At 69.6% G+C, this 21,560-nt stretch carries 19 protein-coding genes; 13 read left to right on the top strand and 6 right to left on the bottom strand.

The genetic code is table 11. The features are described from left to right. Nucleotides 1-173: 173 nt before the first annotated feature. Nucleotides 174-1,754 (top strand): acyl-CoA mutase large subunit family protein, encoded by a 1,581-nt coding sequence (locus tag P2Q00_RS26440; protein ID WP_275775266.1) that lies wholly within the window; start codon nucleotides 174-176, stop codon nucleotides 1,752-1,754. A gap of 77 nt (nucleotides 1,755-1,831) precedes the next feature. On the opposite strand, the gene P2Q00_RS26435 is transcribed toward P2Q00_RS26440, so the two are convergent. Next, on the bottom strand, nucleotides 1,832-3,247 hold the full coding sequence (locus tag P2Q00_RS26435) for an FAD-dependent oxidoreductase (RefSeq protein WP_275775265.1): 1,416 nt from the start codon (nucleotides 3,245-3,247) through the stop codon (nucleotides 1,832-1,834). 72 nt (nucleotides 3,248-3,319) lie between these two features. On the opposite strand from P2Q00_RS26435, the gene P2Q00_RS26430 reads away from it, so the two are divergent. Further along, on the top strand, nucleotides 3,320-3,967 hold the full coding sequence (locus P2Q00_RS26430; RefSeq protein ID WP_275775264.1) for a TetR/AcrR family transcriptional regulator: 648 nt from the start codon (nucleotides 3,320-3,322) through the stop codon (nucleotides 3,965-3,967). Between the two features lie 88 nt (nucleotides 3,968-4,055). Here the strand turns inward: P2Q00_RS26430 and P2Q00_RS26425 are convergent, their stop codons facing one another. Both P2Q00_RS26425 and P2Q00_RS26420 read right to left on the bottom strand, forming a co-directional pair. Then, a complete protein-coding gene (locus P2Q00_RS26425; RefSeq protein ID WP_275775263.1) occupies nucleotides 4,056-5,387 on the bottom strand; it encodes an alpha-2,8-polysialyltransferase family protein in 1,332 nt (443 codons plus the stop codon). Next, a complete protein-coding gene (locus P2Q00_RS26420) occupies nucleotides 5,387-6,373 on the bottom strand; it encodes a glycosyltransferase family 2 protein (protein WP_275775262.1) in 987 nt (328 codons plus the stop codon). The genes P2Q00_RS26425 and P2Q00_RS26420 overlap by 1 nt, the downstream gene beginning before the upstream one ends. 198 nt (nucleotides 6,374-6,571) lie before the next feature. Between P2Q00_RS26420 and P2Q00_RS26415 the strand changes: the two genes are divergently transcribed. The 4 genes from P2Q00_RS26415 to P2Q00_RS26400 all read left to right on the top strand — a co-directional run bounded on the left by P2Q00_RS26415 (nucleotide 6,572) and on the right by P2Q00_RS26400 (nucleotide 11,491). Then, complete coding sequence (locus tag P2Q00_RS26415) at nucleotides 6,572-7,918, top strand: DUF6716 putative glycosyltransferase (protein ID WP_275775261.1); 1,347 nt, start codon at nucleotides 6,572-6,574, stop codon at nucleotides 7,916-7,918. Nucleotides 7,919-8,172: 254 nt separating this feature from the next. Beyond that, a complete protein-coding gene (locus P2Q00_RS26410; protein ID WP_275775260.1) occupies nucleotides 8,173-9,438 on the top strand; it encodes an acylneuraminate cytidylyltransferase in 1,266 nt (421 codons plus the stop codon). Between the two features lie 14 nt (nucleotides 9,439-9,452). Beyond that, nucleotides 9,453-10,391 (top strand): N-acetylneuraminate synthase family protein, encoded by a 939-nt coding sequence (locus P2Q00_RS26405; RefSeq protein WP_275775258.1) that lies wholly within the window; start codon nucleotides 9,453-9,455, stop codon nucleotides 10,389-10,391. 32 nt (nucleotides 10,392-10,423) lie between these two features. Beyond that, nucleotides 10,424-11,491: a hypothetical protein gene (locus P2Q00_RS26400; RefSeq protein WP_275775256.1), complete on the top strand. Its 1,068-nt coding sequence runs from the start codon at nucleotides 10,424-10,426 to the stop codon at nucleotides 11,489-11,491. An 85-nt stretch (nucleotides 11,492-11,576) separates the two neighbouring features. Here the strand turns inward: P2Q00_RS26400 and P2Q00_RS26395 are convergent, their stop codons facing one another. The 3 genes from P2Q00_RS26395 to P2Q00_RS26385 form a co-directional block, all read right to left on the bottom strand. Further along, nucleotides 11,577-12,245, bottom strand: a complete 669-nt coding sequence (locus P2Q00_RS26395) for a class I SAM-dependent DNA methyltransferase (RefSeq protein WP_275775253.1) — start codon at nucleotides 12,243-12,245, stop codon at nucleotides 11,577-11,579. A 21-nt stretch (nucleotides 12,246-12,266) separates the two neighbouring features. Beyond that, nucleotides 12,267-12,530: a hypothetical protein gene (locus P2Q00_RS26390; protein ID WP_275775252.1), complete on the bottom strand. Its 264-nt coding sequence runs from the start codon at nucleotides 12,528-12,530 to the stop codon at nucleotides 12,267-12,269. 119 nt (nucleotides 12,531-12,649) lie between these two features. After that, on the bottom strand, nucleotides 12,650-12,853 hold the full coding sequence (locus P2Q00_RS26385; RefSeq protein ID WP_275775251.1) for a YlcI/YnfO family protein: 204 nt from the start codon (nucleotides 12,851-12,853) through the stop codon (nucleotides 12,650-12,652). A 28-nt stretch (nucleotides 12,854-12,881) separates the two neighbouring features. On the opposite strand from P2Q00_RS26385, the gene P2Q00_RS26380 reads away from it, so the two are divergent. From P2Q00_RS26380 to P2Q00_RS26350, 7 genes are all read left to right on the top strand, one after another. Beyond that, nucleotides 12,882-14,195: an RNA-guided endonuclease InsQ/TnpB family protein gene (locus tag P2Q00_RS26380; protein ID WP_275775250.1), complete on the top strand. Its 1,314-nt coding sequence runs from the start codon at nucleotides 12,882-12,884 to the stop codon at nucleotides 14,193-14,195. A 215-nt stretch (nucleotides 14,196-14,410) separates the two neighbouring features. Further along, nucleotides 14,411-15,631 carry a M20 family metallopeptidase gene (locus tag P2Q00_RS26375; protein ID WP_275775682.1) on the top strand — a complete coding sequence of 407 codons (1,221 nt, stop codon included), beginning with the start codon at nucleotides 14,411-14,413 and terminating at the stop codon, nucleotides 15,629-15,631. Between the two features lie 288 nt (nucleotides 15,632-15,919). After that, entirely contained in the window at nucleotides 15,920-16,972 is a 1,053-nt protein-coding gene (locus tag P2Q00_RS26370) for a BMP family lipoprotein (RefSeq protein ID WP_275775249.1), read from the top strand. A 168-nt stretch (nucleotides 16,973-17,140) separates the two neighbouring features. Continuing rightward, complete coding sequence (locus P2Q00_RS26365; RefSeq protein ID WP_425579603.1) at nucleotides 17,141-18,724, top strand: ABC transporter ATP-binding protein; 1,584 nt, start codon at nucleotides 17,141-17,143, stop codon at nucleotides 18,722-18,724. Further along, the gene (locus P2Q00_RS26360; protein WP_275775248.1) at nucleotides 18,721-19,845 is read left to right on the top strand and encodes an ABC transporter permease; all 1,125 of its coding nucleotides are present in this window, start codon (nucleotides 18,721-18,723) and stop codon (nucleotides 19,843-19,845) included. The genes P2Q00_RS26365 and P2Q00_RS26360 overlap by 4 nt, the downstream gene beginning before the upstream one ends. Continuing rightward, a complete protein-coding gene (locus tag P2Q00_RS26355) occupies nucleotides 19,845-21,131 on the top strand; it encodes an ABC transporter permease (RefSeq protein ID WP_275775246.1) in 1,287 nt (428 codons plus the stop codon). Before P2Q00_RS26360 ends, P2Q00_RS26355 begins: the two co-directional genes overlap by 1 nt. Continuing rightward, nucleotides 21,128-21,529, top strand: a complete 402-nt coding sequence (locus P2Q00_RS26350; RefSeq protein WP_275775244.1) for a cytidine deaminase — start codon at nucleotides 21,128-21,130, stop codon at nucleotides 21,527-21,529. The genes P2Q00_RS26355 and P2Q00_RS26350 overlap by 4 nt, the downstream gene beginning before the upstream one ends. Nucleotides 21,530-21,560 lie beyond the last annotated feature (31 nt).

Raw genomic sequence — 21,560 nt, 5'->3', positions numbered from 1 at the left:
TGCATGGTTGTGACGGGGACCGCCAAACTGCTGTGAGGAAGGTCCCAGCGTGCTCCCCTCCACCGACTGCACGCGCACCGCTACAGTCCGCAGGAGGGTCGGTCTGTACTGGCGAGTAACTGGCGAGTGAACAGAGCAATCGGCGTAATTGCTCAGCGGGAGGCATCACACCAATGGCGCGTGAGTCGGAGTCCGGACTGCCCATCGAACCGGTCTACGGGCCCGAGGGCCTCGCGGGCTGGGACCCGGCGGAGAAGCTGGGCGAGCCCGGCTCGTACCCCTTCACCCGCGGCGTCTATCCGTCGATGTACACGGGCCGCCCCTGGACCATGCGCCAGTACGCCGGTTTCGGTACGGCGGTGGAGTCCAACGCCCGCTACAAGCAGCTCATCGCCAACGGCACGATGGGTCTGTCGGTCGCCTTCGACCTGCCGACCCAGATGGGCCACGACTCCGACGCCGCCATCGCACACGGCGAGGTCGGCAAGGTCGGCGTGGCGATCGACTCGGTCGAGGACATGCGGGTGCTGTTCGGCGGGATCCCGCTGGACAAGGTCTCGACCTCGATGACGATCAACGCACCGGCGGCCCTGCTGCTGCTGATGTACCAGCTGGTCGGCGAGGAGCAGGGCGTCCCGGCCTCCCAGCTCACCGGCACGATCCAGAACGACGTGCTGAAGGAGTACATCGCGCGCGGGACGTACATCTTCCCGCCGAAGCCCTCCCTGCGCCTGATCGCCGACATCTTCAAGTACTGCAAGGCCGAGATCCCGAAGTGGAACACGATCTCGATCTCCGGCTACCACATGGCCGAGGCGGGCGCCTCCCCCGCGCAGGAGATCGCCTTCACGCTGGCCGACGGCATCGAGTACGTCCGCACGGCGGTTGCCGCCGGCATGGACGTCGACGACTTCGCACCGCGTCTCTCCTTCTTCTTCGTGGCCCGTACGACGATCCTCGAAGAGGTCGCCAAGTTCCGTGCGGCCAGGCGCATTTGGGCCCGCGTGATGAAGGAGGAGTTCGGCGCGAAGAACCCGAAGTCCCTGATGCTGCGCTTCCACACGCAGACGGCGGGCGTCCAACTGACGGCCCAGCAGCCGGAGGTGAACCTGGTCCGGGTCGCCGTCCAGGGCCTGGCCGCGGTCCTCGGCGGCACGCAGTCCCTCCACACGAACTCCTTCGACGAGGCAATCGCCCTGCCGACCGACAAGTCCGCCCGCCTCGCCCTCCGTACCCAGCAGGTGCTGGCCTACGAGACGGACGTGACGGCGACCGTCGACCCGTTCGCCGGTTCGTACGTCATCGAGAAGATGACGGACGACGTGGAGGCGGCCACCGTAGAGCTGATGGCCAAGGTGGAGGAGCTGGGCGGCGCGGTCAACGCGATCGAGCACGGCTTCCAGAAGTCCGAGATCGAGCGCAGCGCCTACCGCATCGCCCAGGAGACCGACTCCGGCGAGCGCGTCGTGGTCGGCGTCAACCGCTTCCAGCTGGACGAGGAGGAGCCGTACGAGCCGCTCCGAGTCGACCCGGCCATCGAGGCCCAGCAGGCAGAGCGCCTGGCAAAACTCCGCGCCGAACGCGACCAGCCGGCGGTGGACGCGGCCCTGGCAGCCCTCAAGAAGGCCGCCGAGGGCGAGGACAACGTCCTGTACCCGATGAAGGACGCCCTGCGGGCGCGAGCAACGGTGGGCGAGGTGTGCAACGCGCTGCGGGAGATCTGGGGCACCTATATCCCCTCGGACGCGTTCTAGCGCCCTAAAGGGGCGCGGGGAACTGCGCGACCAGCCACGACGGCGCGGCAGTCGATAGACGACCGATCGTGGCACTATCAGCGGAGTCCTAGCCCGGTGACGTAGTCGCGAAGCTCCGCAGCCGAGTCTCCCGCCCACCCGACATACCCATCCGGCCGTACGAGGAACAATCCCTCCCCGTACGGCTCCAGGGCGGAGCCCTGGACAACCCGCACCGACGCCATGCCCAGGTCGGGCGCCTCCACGCCCAGCGCCACCAGCGTCCAATGCGGCCCCCGGAACGCGTCGAAGAGCCGTACACCCCCCACCACCGCGTCCGGCGCCCGGTCACCCGCCCGCACCGCACCCGCAGCCGCCCGCGTCTCCCGCGAAAGTGACGACTCCCGGTACCCCAACCCCAGTTGGACCGTCGCCGCCCCGCGCCGCACCTCGCCCCGGTGCACGCCGGTCGAGATCCCGAGCATCCGTTCGGCGATGGGCCGCCGCTCCTCCTCGTAGGTGTCGAGGAGAGCGGCCGGCGCCCCGCCGCGCACCACCGCACCCAGCTTCCAGCCCAGGTTGTAGGCGTCCTGGACGCTGGTGTTGAGGCCCTGGCCGCCGGCGGGGGAGTGCACATGCGCCGCGTCCCCGGCGAGGAAGACGCGCCCGGCCCGGAAGCGGTCCGCGAGGGCCGCGCGCGGGCGGAACTCCGAGGCCCAGCGGACCTCCGTCACGTCGTCCGGGACGAGATGCGTGCGCGCGGCGGCGACCTTGCGGATGCCGTCCAGGGACAGGTCCACCGGGGTCCCCTCCGGGAACTGGGCGACCAGCTGGAAGTCCTCCGTACCGGCGAGCGGGCAGATGGAGAGGTAGCCGTCACCGTCCCCGTGCGGCGGGAAGATGTGCCAGTTGTCGCGGTCCAGGCCGGTGATCCGGACGTCCGAGACCAGGACCGGGTTGGGGTCGACCGTCTCGCCGGTCATGCCGATGCCCAGCGCGCGCCGCACGGCCGAGCGCCCGCCGTCGGCGGCGACGACGTACCGGGCGCGCAGGTCCGGCCCGGACGCGAAGCGCACGCTCACGCCGTCCTCGTCCTGGTCGAGCCCGACGACCTCCCGGCCGAAGGCCACCCGCCCTCCCAGTTCCTCCAGCCGCGTGAACAGGATCTCCTGCGTCCGCCACTGCGGCACCATCCACGGCTCGGTGAACGCGGAGTCCCCGGCCGCCTCCTTCACCTCGTCCGCGTCGAACATCCGGTGCTCGCCGACCCGCTCGCCGTTCTGCCAGATCATGCCGACCGGGTAGCGCCCACCGCCCGCGAGGATCGCGTCCAGCACCCCGAGGTCGTCCAGGACCTCCAGGGTGCGCGGCTGGATGCCCTTGCCGCGCGAACCCGGGAACAGCCCCTCCGCCTTCTCCACGACCAGCGCGTCCACTCCCCGCCGCGCGAGGTCGACACCGAGGGCCAGACCGGTCGGGCCCGCCCCCACGATCACCACGTCCACCGTGCTCATGATCCACTCTCCTTAACGTTGTTAAGTTCTCTTGGCTCCGAGCGTGCCCTTAACGCTGTTAAGCTGTCAAGTGTGAGTACGGAGAAACGCGCCCCCCTCGACCGCAAACGGGTCGCCGACACCGCCCTGAAGCTGCTGAACGAGGTCGGTCTGGACGGGCTGACCCTGCGGGCCATCGCCAAGGAGCTGGACGTCAAGGCGCCCGCTCTGTACTGGCACTTCAAGGACAAGCAGGCGCTGCTCGACGAGATGGCGACGGAGATGTACCGCCGGATGGTCGCGGGGGCGGATCTTGATCCGGGCGATGCATGGCAGGAGCGGATGGTGAAGGCGAACCGGGGGCTGCGGGCCGCTCTGCTCGGGTATCGCGACGGCGCGAAGGTCTACAGCGGGTCGCGCTTCACGGGGACGGATCACGCCCGTGAGATGGAGTCCAACCTCCGGCTCTTCACGGCCGCCGGCTTCGGGCTCGCCGAGGCCGTCCGGGCCAACCGGACCGCGTACGCGTACACCATCGGCTTCGTCACCGAGGAGCAGGGCGTCCGGCCCCTGCCCGGCGAGCGCCGCGAGGGCTACGACGTCGAGGATCGCGCCCGCCTGCTGGCCGACTTCCCCCTCGCGGCCGCGGCCGGGCGGGAGATCTTCGAGGACTACGACCGGCACTTCGATGAGGGACTGGCGCTGATCGTCGCGGGCGTCGAGGCACGCCACATGCCGTAGGGCTGACGTTGCACACGGAAACGGCCGCCGCCCACCTCTGCGGTGGGCGGCGGCCGGGTGCCGTCCGTGATCTACGTGGTGGCCGCGCTCAGCCCTGCACGGCCTTCCTGATCGCCCGTGCCCGCCGGACCACCCTGCGGGCCGTGGCGTTGCGGGGCAGGAAGGCCAGTCGCTGCGGGATGCCGCCCGGCAGGCCGAGCGAGGTGAGCCGCTTGCGCTTGAAGTAGCGGCGGGTGCGGTCGGCGAAGTGCCGGGCCAGGTAGCGTTCCGCCGCCGGGCGCAGATTCGGGTAGATCTGCGGCTGCATGCTGAAGCCGACCGCGGTGACCAGGCCGTCCAGCTTGTCGGCGGGGATGACGGCCTCGCCCTTCCCGCCCTCCAGGTCCGGGAGCAGCGCGTCGGCCAGGACGGCCGGGACCCGGTTGCTGTTCTGGTACGGCGTGAGGCGGTCCAGCAGCGGTTCCGTACCGATGCGGGCGACCGGGAGGCCGTAGAACGCGGACGCGGTGAAGAGCGCCGTGGAGAAGCAGCCGACGACCAGGCCGGGCGGCGACTTCTCGAACAGCAGCTCGGCGAGGACGGGCAGGTCGATGACCGTGAGGTCGATGCCGAGCTTCTCGGCCTCCGTCTCCAGCGCACGGCTGTAGCGGGCCGGCGCGGTGGGGTGCGGCTTGAAGACGATCGCCCGGTGGCCGCGCTCGACCGCCCCGCGCATCATCCGCACATGCAGGTCCTCCTCCTCCTCGGGGGAGAGGATGCCCAGCGCGGACAGATACTGGCCGAGCAGCAGCGCCGAGTTGTCCGGCAGGACCGGCAACTCCGGTACGGAGGCGGTGAGTTCGCCCATCACCTTCAGGAAGGCCTCGGTCGGCAGGACCTGCGCGGGCACGTCGAACTCGGTCAGCAGCATCGGGGTGAGGCCGGGGACCAGGTCGAGATGGAGCAGCCGGCGCACCCGTGTACCGACCAGCGGGTCGAGCTTGTTGCGGGTGGGGCCGTAGCTCATCAGGCCGTCGGCGTAGACGTCGACGGGGGCGTCGGTGAACAGCTGGGCCAGGCTGAGGGCCGGGGCGACCTGGATGGACTCCAGGACCAGCTCCACGCGGTCGTCACCCAGGTCCCACAGGAGCCGCAGGTAGCGCTCGAAGAGCGGGATGTCGTCCTGGCGCGGGGTCCAGGCGCCCGGGTGGAAGGGGCGGATGGCCTCGTTCCAGGACAACACGTCGTCGAAGTGGTGGCGCAACGGTTCAAAACCGGGCATCTCGTCGACCGGCGAAGTGATCTCCGGGGTCGCGGAGTTGTTGAAGACCAGCAGGATGCTGCGGTCCTCCGGCTCGAAGCAGTCGGAGTCGATCGCGGCGGCCAGGGTGGCGGCGCCGTAGAGAGTCGAGACGCAGTAGATGCGGGTCGTACGGGGCATCAGGCAGCCGCCTTCGCTGTCGTGATCCGGCGCCGCAGCCGCCGCAGCTTGGAGGAGCGGTGCATGTCCATCGTTTCGAGTACGTCGCCGAGCATGTCCTGCGGCAGGCGCTGGATCGCGGCCGCGCTCCTCGCCCGCAGCTCCCGGTACACGGACGGCTCCCACTTCTCCTCGTCCGAGACATGGTGGGCGATGATCGCGCAGTAGGTGCGCACCGCCTTCGGCAGCAGCCGGTCCGCGTCCGGGTCCTTGGCCGTCTCCTCGATGACCTGGTCGAAGGCGCGGATGAAGTCGAGCTGGCGGACGTCGCCGATCTGCGTCAGGGACGAGGCGACCCCGCGCCGGTAGAAGACGCCGAGCAGGCTCACCACGGCGAACGACTCCGCCTCGCGGTGCAGCTTCCAGATCCACGGCCGGTCCTCAGCCGTACGCAGCCCGTCGGTGAAGTGCAGCAGGCCCTTGTCGAGGAGCCGGCGGTGGTAGGCGCCGGCCCACGCGAAGGCGTAGTCCACGGAGGTCGAACGGTCGGCGGGCAGAATCGCCTCGCGCGGGTTCAGCGCCTCCCAGCGGCGCCCGTAGGGGACCCTGCTCACGCTGCGCGCGCGAGCGGTCGCCTGCACATGGTCGGTGCGCACGAAATCGACGCCCAACCCCTCGATGGCATCCACCAGTTCGGCGAAATAGCCGGGAGCCAGCCAGTCGTCGCCGTCCAGGAACGTCAGGTACTCGCCCTGCGCCGCGTCCAGGCCGGTGTTGCGGGCGGTGGCGAGTCCCCCGTTCTTCTCATGGCGGATATACCGCACCTGCGCCACGTCGGAGAGCTCCTCGGCCGCGCGTTCGAGAATCGCCGGAGTTTCGTCCTTCGAATGGTCGTCGACCAGTACGAACTCGAAATCCCGTCGCGCGTTCAAGCGAAGGCTTTTGAGGGTGTCCGGGGCATATTGCTGCACGTTGTAGAACGGCACGATCACGGAAAGCTTTGGCACGTAAGAGAGAGTAAGAGGCAGTCCGGCGGCGTAACTTTCCGGCGGCCGTACAGAGGGTGAACTCGATGTGTCGGAACGGTGCATCGACTGTAGCTCCGGGGGTTTGGCGAGCCAGTTCGGCTTTCGGCGGGGTGTTGTTAACTTTCTGTTGAGGTGCGGTTGGGCCGCGCCTCGGAATTGCTTCCTAGCGTCTTCGTCGTGCCACCAAGTACCTCGAAGCCCACGCGAATCGCCGTACTCGCGGACTCCGACACCCGCTGGAAATGGGGTGCGCTGACCGCGGCTCGTATCGCCCCGGGCCCGTCCATGGAAGCCGCACCCGACGAGGACGCGCAAGTCGGTCTCGAACTGAGCGGATTCCTGCTGCGCGGGCGGGCGACGCCGACCGCCCGCCAGCTGGCGGAGGTCGGTGTGCGCGCCGACTCCCTCAGGGAGGTCACGGCCGTCGAGTTTCTGCGCGCCATGGCCGAGGAGTCGTACGACGTCGTCGTGCTCGCACTCGTCGGCGGCGGCGTACAGGCCATGCTGCACGGCCTGGCGCGCGTGTGGGAGGGCAGCGAGCGGCGCCCCGTCGTCGTCACCGGCTATGTCGGCGTCGTCTACGAGAAGCTCGCCGACGGCCTCCTGCTGCGGCACGGCGCGGACCTCGTCCTCGCCAACTCCCGCCAGGACGCGGAGCGTTTCAGAGCCGTGTACGAGGGGGTGGGCGCCGACGCCTCGTCGGTGACCGAGGTGGCACTCCCCTTCCTCGGCGGTGCGGCCTACGAAGGTGAACACGACCCGTACACCGTGGTGTTCGCCGTGCAGCCGTCCGTGCCGGACAGCCGCAAGGACCGTATGTACCTGCTGAACCGGCTGGTCCAGCACGCCCGGCTGCACCCCGAGCGCGAGGTGCTGCTGAAGCTGCGCTCCAAGCCGGGCGAGCACACCACGCACATCGAGGAGCAGCCCTACCAGAAGCTGGTCCAGCGGCTCGATCCGCCGGCCAACTTCCACCTGGTGTACGGGAACATGGGTGAGGTCCTCGACCGCACCGACCTGCTGGTCACCATCAGCTCCACGGCCGCGCTGGAGTCCCTGCACCGCCGTGTCCCGACGGTCGTCCTGACCGACCTGGGCGTACGCGAGGTGCTCGGCAACCACCACTTCGTGGGCTCCGGCTGCCTCGCCTCCTGGGACCAGCTGGACGCCGGCCACCGGCCGACCGCCGACGAGGAGTGGGTGGCCCGGCAGGGCGTCGCCGCGGACGGCTCCTACGCCACCGCCTTCGACGCGGCCCGCGAACGCATCGCCAAGCTGCTCGACCGCCCCGGCGGCCCGGCGCCGCTGACCCCGTACTACACGCCCGCGACGGCGCCCGGCTATCTGCCCGGCATCCTCGCCCGCCACCACCTCGGCCCCGACGGCAGCGTTTTGCCGGGGGCACCCTCGGTCGACAAGGAGCCGGGGCCGGTCCGGCAGATCGTCCGCCGGGCGGCGCGCGGTGCCTACCGGCACGGGGTGCAGCGCGTGGCCCCGGTGATCCGGCGGATGGGGGAGCTGTGAGCGCCCCGGGAAGTGCCGCTTCAGGTCGTCGAGCGGCTGCGGCGCCGTCGGGGCCGGTCGCGCCCGCGCGGCGGCAGCCGCACATGCGATACAGCCCCGCGCCCCTACGGGCCGCGGAAGCGGCGGTAGCACGAGCCGTGTCCTCTGCGAAGACGGACGCGATCGGTCTGCCGGCCCCGGCGGCCCCAGAACCCACACAAGCGCGAGCCGCAGTCGCGCCGATACCTCCGCAAGGAGCCCAAGGAGTGCAGCCCATGTCCAACCCGCAAGCGGGCCAAGGCGCTTCGGTGCGCCGGGTGCTCGCGGTGATTCCCGCGCGCGGCGGCTCCAAGGGCGTGCCCGCGAAGAACCTCGCCCCCGTCGGCGGTGTGCCGCTGGTGGCGCGGGCGGTGCGCGAGTGCCGGGCGACCCGCCTGGTGACCGATGTCGTGGTGTCCACCGACGACCAGGCCATCGCCGCGGCGGCGCGTGAGGCCGGCGCCGAGGTCGTGCTGCGTCCCGCCGCCATCGCCGGGGACACGGCGACCTCGGAGGCCGCGGTCCTGCACGCCATGGACGCCCACGAGGCCCTCCAGGGCGCGGCGGTCGACGTGGTGGTGTTCGTGCAGTGCACCAGCCCGTTCATCATCCGCGAGGACATCGACGGAGTGGCGGCCGCGGTCGCCGAGAACGGCGCCGACACGGCCGTCACCGTGGCCCCCTTCCACGGCTTCATCTGGCGCGACGCCGAGGACGAGGCCACCGCGGGCACCGTCGCGGAGGCCGACGCGGCCACCGGCGGCGGCTACGGCGTCAACCACGACAAGTCCTACCGCCCGCGCCGCCAGGACCGCCCCCAGGACCTCCTGGAGACCGGCGCCGCCTACGCGATGGACGCGGCAGGCTTCCGCAAGCACCAGCACCGCTTCTTCGGCCGTACGGAGCTCGTACGGACCGACCCCGCGCGCGTGCTGGAGATCGACGACCCGCACGACCTGGCGCGGGCCCGCGCGCTGGCTCCGCTCTTCGACGCGGACCGGCCCGGAGCCCTCCCGACCGCCGACGACATCGACGCGGTCGTACTCGACTTCGACGGCACCCAGACCGACGACAGGGTGCTGATCGACGCCGATGGAAAGGAGTTCGTCTCCGTGCACCGCGGGGACGGCCTCGGCATCGCGGCGCTGCGCAAGAGCGCCCTGAAGATGCTGATCCTCTCCTCGGAGCAGAACCCGGTCGTCGCCGCCCGCGCACGGAAGCTGCAGATTCCCGTGCTGCACGGCATCGACCGGAAGGACCTCGCACTGAAGCAGTGGTGCGAGGAGCAGGGCATCGCGCCCGAGCGCGTGCTCTACGTCGGCAACGACGTCAACGACCTCCCGTGCTTCGCCCTCGTGGGCTGGCCCGTGGCGGTCGCGAGCGCCCACGACGTGGTACGCGGCGCCGCACGTGCGGTCACCACCGTCCCTGGTGGCGACGGCGCGATCCGAGAGATCGCCAGCTGGATCCTCGGCCCCTCTCTCGACTCTCTGACCAAGTAAGGACAGTTCCTGCCATGAGCACCAACTCCCGTCTGCGCACGTTCGGTTCGAAGACCGCCGGCCCGGGTCAGCCCGTCTATGTCGTCGGCGAGATCGGCATCAACCACAACGGCGAGCTCGAGAACGCCTTCAAGCTGATCGACGCCGCCGCCGAGGCCGGTTGCGACGCGGTCAAGTTCCAGAAGCGCACCCCCGAGATCTGCACCCCGCGCGACCAGTGGGACATCGAGCGCGACACCCCCTGGGGCCGGATGACGTACATCGACTACCGCCACCGCGTGGAGTTCGGCGAGGACGAGTACCGCCAGATTGACGAGTACTCCAAGGAGAAGGGGATCGACTGGTTCGCCTCCCCGTGGGACACCGAGGCCGTCGCCTTCCTGGAGAAGTTCGACGTCCCCGCCCACAAGGTCGCCTCCGCCTCCCTCACGGACGACGAGCTGCTGCGCGCCCTGCGCGCCACCGGCCGCACGGTCATCCTGTCCTCCGGCATGTCGACCCCGAAGCAGATCCGCCACGCGGTCGAGGTCCTGGGCAGCGACAACATCCTGCTCTGCCACGCCACTTCGACCTACCCCGCGAAGGCCGAGGAGCTCAACCTCCGCGTCATCAACACCCTGCAGGACGAGTACCCGAACGTCCCGATCGGCTACTCCGGCCACGAGACGGGCCTGCAGACCACCCTCGCCGCGGTCGCCCTCGGCGCCACCTTCGTCGAGCGCCACATCACCCTGGACCGCGCGATGTGGGGCTCCGACCAGGCCGCCTCCGTCGAGCCGGGCGGCCTCACCCGCCTCGTCCGTGACATCCGCACCATCGAGGCCTCCCTCGGCGACGGCGTCAAGAAGGTCTACGACTCCGAGCTCGGCCCCATGAAGAAGCTGCGCCGCGTCACGGGCGTCGTCGCCGAGGCGGAGATCGCCGCGGCCGCGGGCGAGCCGGTCTCGGTCTGAGTCACCACCACTTAGGGGACGGTCATACGTCGATGAGCCGCCGCGCCGGATCCGCCGGCAGCACCTCCACTCTCGCGTTCGTCGAGAGCCCGGTACAGCTTCTGAACGTGCTGGAGTGGGCGCATGCCCAGGCGCCCGGCGCGACGCTCACCCTCGTCGTCCTGTCCCCGACCGACCCCATGACCCGCGGCCAGCTGCGCCGCATGGCCGAACTCGCCCGCGACGAGGGCCACACGGTCCGCTGGGAGGAGGCCCGGGGTGGCCCGGCGGCCCCCTTCCAGACCATCGGCGGCCTGACCGGCATGCTCCGCAGGGCCGACCGCATCGTCCTGGGCGACCCCTTCTCCCGCTACGTACAACTCCTGCTGACCATCACCAAGGCCCGCGACCTGGTCGTCGTCGACGACGGCACGGCCACGATGGAGTTCGTCGCCCAGCTGGCCCGCGGTGAACGTCTTGTCCGCTGGCACCGCAAGGGCGGCCGCCCGGGCCCCCGGGACCTGATCTTCGCGCCGGTGTCCTCCAAGGCCCGCCGCCGCCTCACCCCGAGCTCCAAACGCAAGGTGGCGATCTTCTCCTCCATGCCCATGGACGAGATCCCGCCCGGCGTGACCGTCCACACCAACGACTTCTCCTGGACCCGCTTCCGCTTCGGCCCGCCCCGCATCACCAAGGGCGCCGACATGGTGGGCACCTCACTCGTGGAGACCGGCGTGGTCGACGGCGACCGCTACCTGGAAGCCGTCCGCACCCTGGCGAAGACCCACGGCGCCACCCGCTACTTCGCACACCGCCGCGAGAGCACCGACAAGCTCCACCGGCTGGCCGCCGAGACGGGCCTGGAGATCGTCCGCCCCGACCTCCCCCTGGAACTGATCGCCCGCCGCGGCCCGATCGGCCGCACGATCCTCAGCTTCCCCTCCACCGTCGTCCACACCCTGCCCCTCGCCCTGACCGGCACGGAGGTCCGGGTCGCGGTCTGCGACATCGACCCCGGCTGGCTGACGGAGAACGCCTCGCCGCGGGCGCAGGGGTTTCTGTCGGGGGTGACGGGGACGGCGCGGGATGTGACGCGGCTGTCGGCGGTCACCGCAGCGTAAAGGGGCGCGGGGAACTGCGCGACCAGCCACGACGGCGCCGCAGACGATCGACAACCCACAGCTGCACAACCCGCGGAGCGAACCCTCAGACGTCCTTCCGCGCCAGCAGAAACGCGCGCGGCCGCTGCTCCTCGCCGTCCGCCTCGCGCAGGACGCGGGCCTGCAGCCGTAGCCCCGCCTTGACCAGCTGCTCGGCGACGGAGTCCGGCGTACGGAAGTAGTAGTCGAGCGAGATCTCCTGCCCGAACCGCTCCGTCAGGTGCATGCTGCCGTCCTCGTCCCCGCTCTGGAAGCAGAGCAGCACATGGCCGCCGGGGACCAGGACGCGGTGGAACTCGGCGAGGACCGTCGGCAGGTGGTCGTCCGGGACGTGGATGATCGAGAAGAGGGCGAGCACACCGCCCAGCGTCTCGTCCGGCAGGTCCAGCGAGGTCATCGAACCGACGTGGAACCGGAGCCCGGGATGCGCCTGCCGGGCCAGCGCCACCATGCCGGGCGACACATCGACCCCGAAGGCCGGCACACCGAGCGCATCGAGCCGGGCGGTGACATGACCGGGCCCGCTGCCGACGTCGGCCACCGGAGCCGTACCGGCCGTACGTACGAGCTCGGCGAAGGCGGTGACCAGGGCGAGGTCCAGCGGTCTGTCGCTGAGCCAGTCGGCGAACTGCTCGGTGTACGGGCCGGCGATCGCGTCGTACGAGGATCGGGTGGCATGCAGGAATTCCGGGCTGCCCGGTATCGCGGAGCTCACGGGCCCGCACCCTACTAGCGGCTACCGGGGGTCGTCCGTCGTCCAGGTGAAACCGCCGAGAGAGTCCTGCGATGTCTCCTCGAACGTCTCCCCGGACCTTTCCCCGAGCTCGGCCGACCGTGGCGGGTACCGCCACCGCCGGTACAGCGACACCGCCAGCACCAGGAGCCAGCCCGCCAGGGTCATCACGACCAGGCCCCCCAGGACCAGGATTGCCATCCCGAGGAACCCGAATTTCGCCAGCATCCAGGGGATCTGGTCCTCACCGCAGCCGCACGCCTCCATGGAGGCAGGGTGCCCGCGATCGGCGACCGTGTGCGCTGCGTGGCGTAACCGTCGCGCGGTGGTGATGATTCCGGGATCCGGGCCCGTTTGTTCCACCGGGTTTCAGGGCGGGGTGTCCTTCAGGACCGCGGCGAATGCCCGCTCCCGCGGAGCGGGGCAGGAGGAGCCGGATCACCGCCAGGGCGATTCGGCATCTCGCCCGAGGCGACCGCACGTCGAACGACGGTGACCAGCCAGGAGTTCAGGGAGCGGTCATCCGCAGCGGCAGCCGCCCTGGCCTCTTCGTGCAGATCGTCGGGAAGTCTCAAGTTCACATGCTTCATGGGACCACTATTGAGCTACATTGGTCCCATGTCCAGATTCCGCATGTACCCGACGGGCGAGCAGGCGAGTGTCATGCTCGAACACTGCGCGCACGCCCGGTACGTGTGGAACCTCGCGGTCGAGCAGCACGCGCACCGGCGCAAGGACAAGGCGCACTATCGTCCCGACGGCAGGCAGTACGGGGCTCCCGGATTCGCGGAGCAGTGCCACCAGCTCACCGAGGCCCGTCGTGAGAACGCATGGCTCGGTGCCGGGAACGCGGACGTGCAGCAACAGGCGCTCAAGGACTTCGCGAAGGCCAAGAACGCCAAATTCACCTCCGGATTCGGCGAGCCGACCTGGCGCAGGAAGTACCGGCACGAGGGCTTCCGCGTCATCGGCACCGACCGGGTGCCGGAGTTCGAGAGCGACGGCTCCCCGAAGCTGAACGCCAAGGGCAAGCAGGTCATGGGGCGTTCCGTCGTGATCCACAAGCTCAACCGCCGGTGGGCTCAGGTCAAGGTGCCCGGCTGCGGCTGGGTCCGCTTCCGCCTCACCCGCACCGAACTCCCGGACGCGAAAACCTTCCGCATCACGTTCCGCAACAACCAGTGGCACATCGCCTTCGCGGTCATCCCCGACCCGATCGCCGCACCCGCAACCGGCGAGGTCATCGGCATCGACCGGGGCGTGACGATCACCGCAGCCCTGTCCGACGGGCGGAAGCTGAACTGCCCCCAGCTCACCACCAAGGAACGCGCCCGGATCCGCAAGCACCAGCGGCGCGCCGCCCGCGCCCCCAAGGGCAGCGAGCACAAGACCGCCGAGTACGCGAAGGCCGCCCGACTCAAGGCACGGGAGACGAACCGGCGCAAGGACTGGTGCGAGAAGACCAGCACCATGCTTGCCCGCACCTGTGGCTTGGTGCGGTTCGAGAAGCTGAACATCAAGAACATGACCGCCTCCGCCAAGGGGACGGTTGAACAGCCGGGTAGGCAGGTCCGGCAGAAGGCCGGGCTGAACCGGGCGATCCTCGCCCAGGGCTGGGGCCTACTTCGGCAGCGCACCGAGCACAAGGCGCCGGGACGCGTGGAAGACGTCCCGGCCCCGTACACCAGTCTGCGATGTAGTGCCTGCGGATGGATCGAGAAGAACTCGCGCAAGAGCCAAGCCGAGTTCGTCTGCGTGTCCTGCGGCTTTACCTGCAACGCCGACACGAACGCCTCAAGGAATGTCGCGGTAGGACAGGGTGGGATCCCCCGCCCCCGGCGCCAAGCCGGTACCGGAGGGGTGACAGCGGCCACCGGCCGTTCGAGCGCCCGTGAACCTCAACCCACCCCGGTTGGAATCCCCCTTGTTTGAGGGGGAGGATGTCAAAGTGCGGTCCCGACAGGCGGAACAGAACCGCCGGGGAGGTGCGTGGCGTGGTATGCGTAGAGAAAAGAGTGGTTTACCCATCTCAACCGACACCCATGCGTCGAGCGGCCAATTTTTCTTCCCCTGAGGGGTTGAACTTTTGTTGATCGAGGGTCAGTTGGCCACCCCGGCGTCCTACCCTTCAGAGGGTGAACAAACTGATGTCACTGGAGTCCGAGGCCGACCAACCCGGGGAAGCCGTGCTTCCCGGCACGCTGCCCGAGGCGCTGCGTGCCGAACTCGTAGCCTTCCGGCGCGACCTGCACATGCACCCCGAGCTCGGCAACCAGGAGTTCCGTACCACCGCCGCGATCAAGGCGCGGCTGGAGGCGGCGGGCCTTCGGCCGCGCGTGCTCGCCACCGGTACCGGGCTCATCTGTGACATCGGGGAGTGGGACGGCGGGCGGCCCATGCTCGGCCTGCGCGCCGACATCGACGGCCTGCCCATTCCGGACACGAAGAGTGAGTGCGCGTACCGGTCGACCGTGCCCGACCGGGCGCACGCCTGCGGGCACGACGTGCATACGACCGTGGTGCTGGGCGCCGGGCTGGTCCTGGCCGAACTGCACAAGCAGGGGAAGCTCCCGCGGCCCGTGCGGCTGCTCTTCCAGCCCGCCGAGGAAGTACTGCCCGGAGGAGCCACCGACGCCATCGAGTGCGGGGTGCTCGACGGTGTGGGGCGGATGATCGCCGTGCACTGCGACCCCAGGGTGGACGCGGGGCGTATCGGACTGCGACAGGGTGCCATCACCTCCGCCTGCGACCGGCTGGAGGTCGCCCTCGACGGGCCCGGCGGGCACACCGCCCGCCCGCACCTCACCACCGACCTGGTCACCGCCGCCGCCCGCGTCGCCATCGACGTGCCCGCGCTCGTCGGCCGGCGCGTGGACACCCGCAGCGGGGTCGCCATCACCTGGGGCCGCATCGAGTCCGGGCACGCCCCGAACGTCATCCCGCAGCACGCCGAGCTCTCCGGGACCGTGCGCTGCCTCGACATCGAGGCCTGGCGGCAGGCGCCGGACCTGGTGGTCGCCGCCATCGACGAGGTCGCCAACCTGCACGGCGCCAAGTCGGAGATCAACTACGTGCGCGGAGTCCCACCCGTGGTCAACGACCCGGACGTCACCGACCTCCTGCGCGACGCCATGACCACCCGCCGCGGCGCCCACTCCGTCGAGGACACCGAGCAGAGCCTCGGCGGCGAGGACTTCTCCTGGTACCTGGAGCACGTCCCCGGCGCCATGGCCCGCCTCGGCGTCCGCACCCCGGGCGAGCGCACGGTCCGCGACCTGCACCAGGGCGACTTCGACGCGGACGAGTCGGCGATCACGGTCGGTGTCGAGCTGTTCACAGCGGCGGCACTGCTGGACGCGGGGAAGTGATCCGAGCGTGCCGAACGGCCCCCTCGGGGGCCGTTCCGCCGCCCGGCGCAACATGCTCGTAAGCCAATCGTGCGCTCATCGAAATCCACCGGTGTGAGGGCTTCAGACGCCGAGTTCAGAGGCCGTTTGCCTCGAATCGATAACGGCTTTGGAGTAGGTCTTTTTCTGACATCTACGCGCGTTACGATGCCGCGAAGCCGACGCCGCAGGGGCGTCCAGGCCCGAGCACTGGCATGGTGCTCACATGAAGCGCCGACAAGGCGCTCAGGTCAGGTGAAGGAGCCTCCCGTGCGCCGGGTAGCCAAGCTTTCCGCTGCGTGTATCGCCACCGCAGCTCTCGCAATGACTGCCACAGCCTGTGGCAGCACCTCGTCCGACACTGGCAGCTCGTCCTCTTCCTCGGGCAGCAGCAAGGGCATCAAGATCGGTCTCGCCTACGACGTCGGCGGCCGTGGCGACCGTTCCTTCAACGACTCCGCCGCGCGCGGCGCCGACAAGGCCGAGAAAGAGTTCGGCGGTTCCATCAAGGAGCTGACCGCCAAGACCTCCGACACCGAGGCCGACCGCGAGCAGCGCCTGACCGACCTGGCGGACGCGGGCTACAACCCGATCGTCGCTGTCGGCTTCTCCTACGCCACCTCGATCGACAAGGTCGCCAAGGAGTACCCGAAGGTCAGCTTCGGCCTCATCGACTCGGTGGCCACCGCCAAGAACGTCGACAGCATCACCTTCACCGAGGAGCAGGGCTCCTACCTGGCCGGTGTCGCCGCGGCGCTGAAGACCAAGAAGAACCACGTCGGCTTCATCGGCGGCGTCGACACCCCGCTGATCAAGAAGTTCGCGGCGGGCTACGTCCAGGGCGTCAAGGACACCAAGTCCAGCGTCAAGGTCGACGTCCAGTACCTGACCCACGGCTCCGACCTGTCCGGCTTCTCCAGCCCCGACAAGGGCAAGGAGGCCGCGTCCGGCCAGCTCGACAACGGCGCCGACGTGATCTACTCCGCCGCCGGCTCCTCCGGCAACGGCTCGATCGAGGCCGTCGCCGGCACCAAGGGCGCCTGGGCCATCGGCGTGGACTCGGACCAGTACAACATCCCGGGTCTGGCCAAGTACAAGAACTCGATCCTGACCTCGATGGTCAAGAACGTCGACGTCGGCGTCTACGACTTCATCAAGTCCGTGCACGACGGCAAGCCGCTGACCGGCAACCAGATCTACTCGCTCGCCAAGGGCGGTGTCGGCCTGGCCACCAGCGGTGGTTTCATCGACGACATCAAGACCCAGCTCGATGCCGCGAAGAAGAAGATCGTCGACGGCACGGTCACGGTCAAGACCAGCTGACCTGAGGGTTCCCGCCGGAACCTCGGCTCGGCGAGGGGGCGTTCGTCCACCCCCTCGTCGAGCCATAACAATGTGTCAACTCTACGCGTGTAGCATGGAGTTGCCGCGCTAGCGTCGCCGACGCCTGCCCTCCCCTACGCAGCCCCTTTTCCCCGAGGAGAGTGCGCCATCAACGCGTCCAGCCCTCCCGCTGCCGTCGAACTGCGCGGCATCACCAAGCGATTTCCTGGCGTCGTCGCCAACAAGGACATCGACATCACTGTCCGTACCGGAACCGTCCACGCCCTCTGCGGTGAGAACGGCGCCGGCAAGTCCACCCTGATGAAGATCCTCTACGGCATGCAGCAGCCGGACGAGGGCACCATCACCGTGAACGGCGAGACGGTCACCTTCCACAACCCGGCCGACGCCATCGCCCGCGGCATCGGCATGGTGCACCAGCACTTCATGCTCGCCGACAACCTCACCGTCCTGGAGAACGTCGTCCTGGGCGCGGAGAAGCTGTACGGCATCGGCGGCAAGGCCCGTACGAAGATCAAGGAGATCTCGGACGCGTACGGCCTGAACGTCCGGCCCGACGTCCTCCTGGAGGAGCTCGGCGTCGCCGACCGCCAGCGCGTGGAGATCCTCAAGGTCCTCTACCGCGGAGCCAAGACCCTCATCCTCGACGAGCCGACCGCCGTGCTCGTCCCGCAGGAGGTCGAGGCCCTCTTCGACAACCTGCGGGAGCTCAAGGCCGAGGGCCTCACCGTCATCTTCATCTCCCACAAGCTGGGCGAAGTCCTCTCCGTGGCCGACGAGATCACCGTCATCCGCCGCGGCACCACCGTCGGCACGGTCGAGCCGGCCGGCACCACCCCCAAGCAGCTCGCCGAGCTGATGGTCGGCAGCGAACTGCCCACCCCGGAGACCGGGGAGTCGACGATCACGGACGTGCCGCTGCTCAAGGTGGACGGCCTGCACCTGAGCCAGGTCGACCTCGACGGCGTCGAGCGCATCATCCTCGACGAGATCTCCTTCACCATCCACAAGGGCGAGGTCCTCGGCATCGCCGGCGTGGAGGGCAACGGCCAGTCCGAGCTGGTCGAGGCGATCATGGGCATCCGCGACCCCGCCGCCGGCGTCGTCACCCTCGACGGCACCGACATCTCGCACGCCCCGACCCGCCACCGCCGAGAGGCCGGCGTCGGCTACATCCCCGAGGACCGGCACCGCCACGGCCTGCTCCTCGAAGCCCCGCTGTGGGAGAACCGCATCCTCGGCCATGTCACCGAGCGGCCCAACTCCCGCGGCCAGCTCCTCGACATCAAGGCCGCCCGCACCGACACCGAGCGCATCATCGAGGCGTACGACGTCCGCACCCCCGGCATCGACGTCACCGCCGCCTCGCTCTCCGGCGGCAACCAGCAGAAGCTGATCGTCGGCCGCGAGATGAGCCACGCGCCCAAGCTGCTCATCGCCGCCCACCCCACCCGCGGTGTGGACGTCGGCGCGCAGGCCGCGATCTGGGACCACATCCGCGAGGCCCGCCGCGAGGGCCTGGCCGTGCTGCTGATCTCCGCCGACCTGGACGAGCTCATCGGGCTCTCCGACACCCTGCGGGTGATGTACCGCGGCCGCCTGGTCGCCGACGCCGACCCCGCCACGATCACCCCCGAGGAGCTGGGCTCCGCCATGACGGGTGCGGCCACCGGCCACCTGGAGCACACAGAGGCCTCCGGCCCGGAGAGCACAGAGGACGACGCCCGATGAACAAGCTGACCCAACGCATCGACAAGGAGCGGCTGCTCCTCGGCATCGCGGCGCCGCTGCTGGCGATCGTCGCAGCGGTCGTCGTCACCGCCCTGGTCATCCTCGCCACCGGCAAGAACCCGGGCTCCGCCTTCAGTGACATGCTGACCTACGGCACCGCGAGCGACAGCCAGGTCTACATCCTCAACAAGGCGACGACGTACTACCTCGCGGGTGTCGCGGTGGCCATCGGCTTCCGCATGAACCTGTTCAACATCGGCGTCGACGGCCAGTACCGCATCGCCGCGTTCTTCGCCGCCGTGCTCGGCGGCGCGCTGACCGTTCCCGGCTGGATCGCCATCCCGCTGATCATCCTGTGCGCCATGGCGACCGGTGCCGTGTGGGCCGGCATCGCGGGTGTTCTCAAGGTGACCCGCGGCGTCAGCGAGGTCATCTCGACCATCATGCTGAACTCGATCGCGACCGCGATCATCGCCTACCTGCTGCAGCCGGGGAAGCTCGCCGAGCTGCAGAGCGGCGGCACGGTCATCTCCACCAAGCCGCTGCCGGAGTCCTCGTACTTCTTCAGCATCGACACCGGCCCGTCGGGCGTGCTGTGGGGCTTCATCGTCATCGCCGTGATCATCGGCATCGCGTACTGGTTCGTACTCGGCCGCACCCGGTTCGGCTTCGACCTGCGCACCGTCGGCCAGTCCGAGAGCGCGGCCACCGCGAGCGGTGTCTCCGTCAAGAAGATGATCGCCACCAGCATGGTCATCTCGGGTGCGGTGGCCGGTCTGATCGGCATGCCGACCCTGCTCAACGACAGCCACCAGTTCAGCAACGACTTCCCGACGGGCATCGGCTTCACCGGCATCGCCATCGCGCTGCTCGGTCGCAACAACCCGATCGGCATCGCCCTCGGCGCACTGCTGTGGGGCTTCCTGGAGCGCACCACCAACCACCTGGAGTTCCAGGGCTACGACAAGGAGATCCTCGGCGTCATCCAGGGCGTCATCGTCCTGAGCGTCGTCATCGCCTACGAACTCGTACGCCGCTACGGCCTCAGGCGCCAGCAGCAGCGGGTCGGCGCCGAGCTCGCCGCCCAGGCCGCCCCGACCCAGAAGCAGGAGGTGGCGTGATGACTGCCACGATGACCGACACGCCGCCCCCCGCGGCTCCCAAGGCGGACACCGAACGCGCCCGCTCGGGCCGCTCCATCGGCCAGATCCTCATGATCGTCGCCGGTGCGCTGCTGCTCGTCGCCGCGGTCCGCGTCATCACCGGCTCCGACCAGCTCACCTCCGAGGGCCAGGTCTCCGCCGCACTGGGCCTTGCGGTGCCGATCGGTCTCGCCGGTCTGGCGGGCCTGTGGTCCGAGCGGTCCGGTGTGGTCAACATCGGCCTTGAGGGCATGATGATCCTCGGCACCTTCGGCGCCGGCTGGATCGGCTGGCAGTCCAACCCGTGGCTCGGCCTGCTGATGGGTATCGCCTTCGGCGTCCTCGGCGGCCTGGTGCACGCCGTCGCGACCGTCACCTTCGGCGTCGACCACATCGTCTCCGGTGTCGCGGTCAACCTGCTCGCACTCGGCACCACCCAGTACCTCGCCAAGCTCTTCTTCACCAACGGCAAGGCGGCCGACGCGGGCGGCAACCCCAAGCAGTCCCCGCCGGTGGACTCGCTGCCCACCATCGACGTACCGGGCCTGTCGAGCGGCCTCAAGTCCCTGGAGAACCACCACTGGTTCCTGATCTCCGACATCGCCGGCATCCTCGGCGGCCTGGTCACCGACCTGTCCGTGGTGACGCTCTTCGCCGCCCTGCTGTTCGTCGGCAGCTGGTGGCTGCTGTGGCGCACCTCGTTCGGTCTGCGCCTGCGCTCCTGCGGTGAGAACCCGATCGCCGCGGAGTCCCTCGGCGTCAACGTCTACAAGTACAAGTACGCGGCCGTGGCCGTCTCCGGCGGCCTCGCGGGCCTCGGCGGCGCCTTCCTCGCCCTGGTCACCTCGCACACCTACCTGGAGAACCAGACCGGCGGACGCGGTTACATCGGTCTCGCCGCCATGATCTTCGGCAACTGGCGCCCCGGCGGCCTCGCGATGGGCGCGGGCCTGTTCGGTTACTCCGACGCGCTGCAGCTGCGCAACGGCGGCCAGACCGTCCACGCGCTGCTGCTCCTGCTGGTCGTGCTTCTCGTCGCTCTCGCGGGCTGGAAGCTGTACAAGAAGGCGCACTGGCAGGGCGGGATCAGCCTGATGGTCGGCGCGGGTGTCCTGGTCTGGTACCTGGTCACCGACGAGGTCCCGAGCGACTTCGTGGGTGCCACCCCGTACGTCGTCACGCTGCTGGTGCTGTCGCTGTCCGCGCAGCGCCTGCGGATGCCCAAGGCCGACGGCATGCGCTACCGGAAGGGCCAGGGCAAGTGACCACCCCGGCCGCCGTCGACTGGGAGGCGCTGCGTGTGCTGGCCCGTGAGGCCATGTCGCACGCGTACGCCCCGTACTCGGGCTTCCCCGTCGGGGTCGCCGCCCTGGTCGACGACGGCCGTACGGTCTCCGGCTGCAATGTCGAGAACGCCTCCTACGGTCTCGGCCTGTGCGCCGAGTGCGGTCTGGTCTCGGAGTTGCAGCGCACGGGCGGCGGCCGCCTGACGCACTTCACATGCGTCGACGGGCGGGGCGAGATCCTGGTCCCGTGCGGCCGCTGCCGCCAGCTGCTGTACGAGTTCGGGGGCCCCGACCTGCTGCTGGAGACCCCGGCGGGCATCCTCCCGCTCTCGGAGATGCTGCCCCAGGCCTTCGGCCCGGACCATCTCACCAAGTAACTCCCGTACGGCCCCTCCGAGTTGAGCTTGA

Source organism: Streptomyces coacervatus, from assembly GCF_029223485.1.
Taxonomy (GTDB): Bacteria; Actinomycetota; Actinomycetes; order Streptomycetales; family Streptomycetaceae; genus Streptomyces; species Streptomyces coacervatus.
This window is presented reverse-complemented; position numbering and strand designations above follow the sequence as displayed.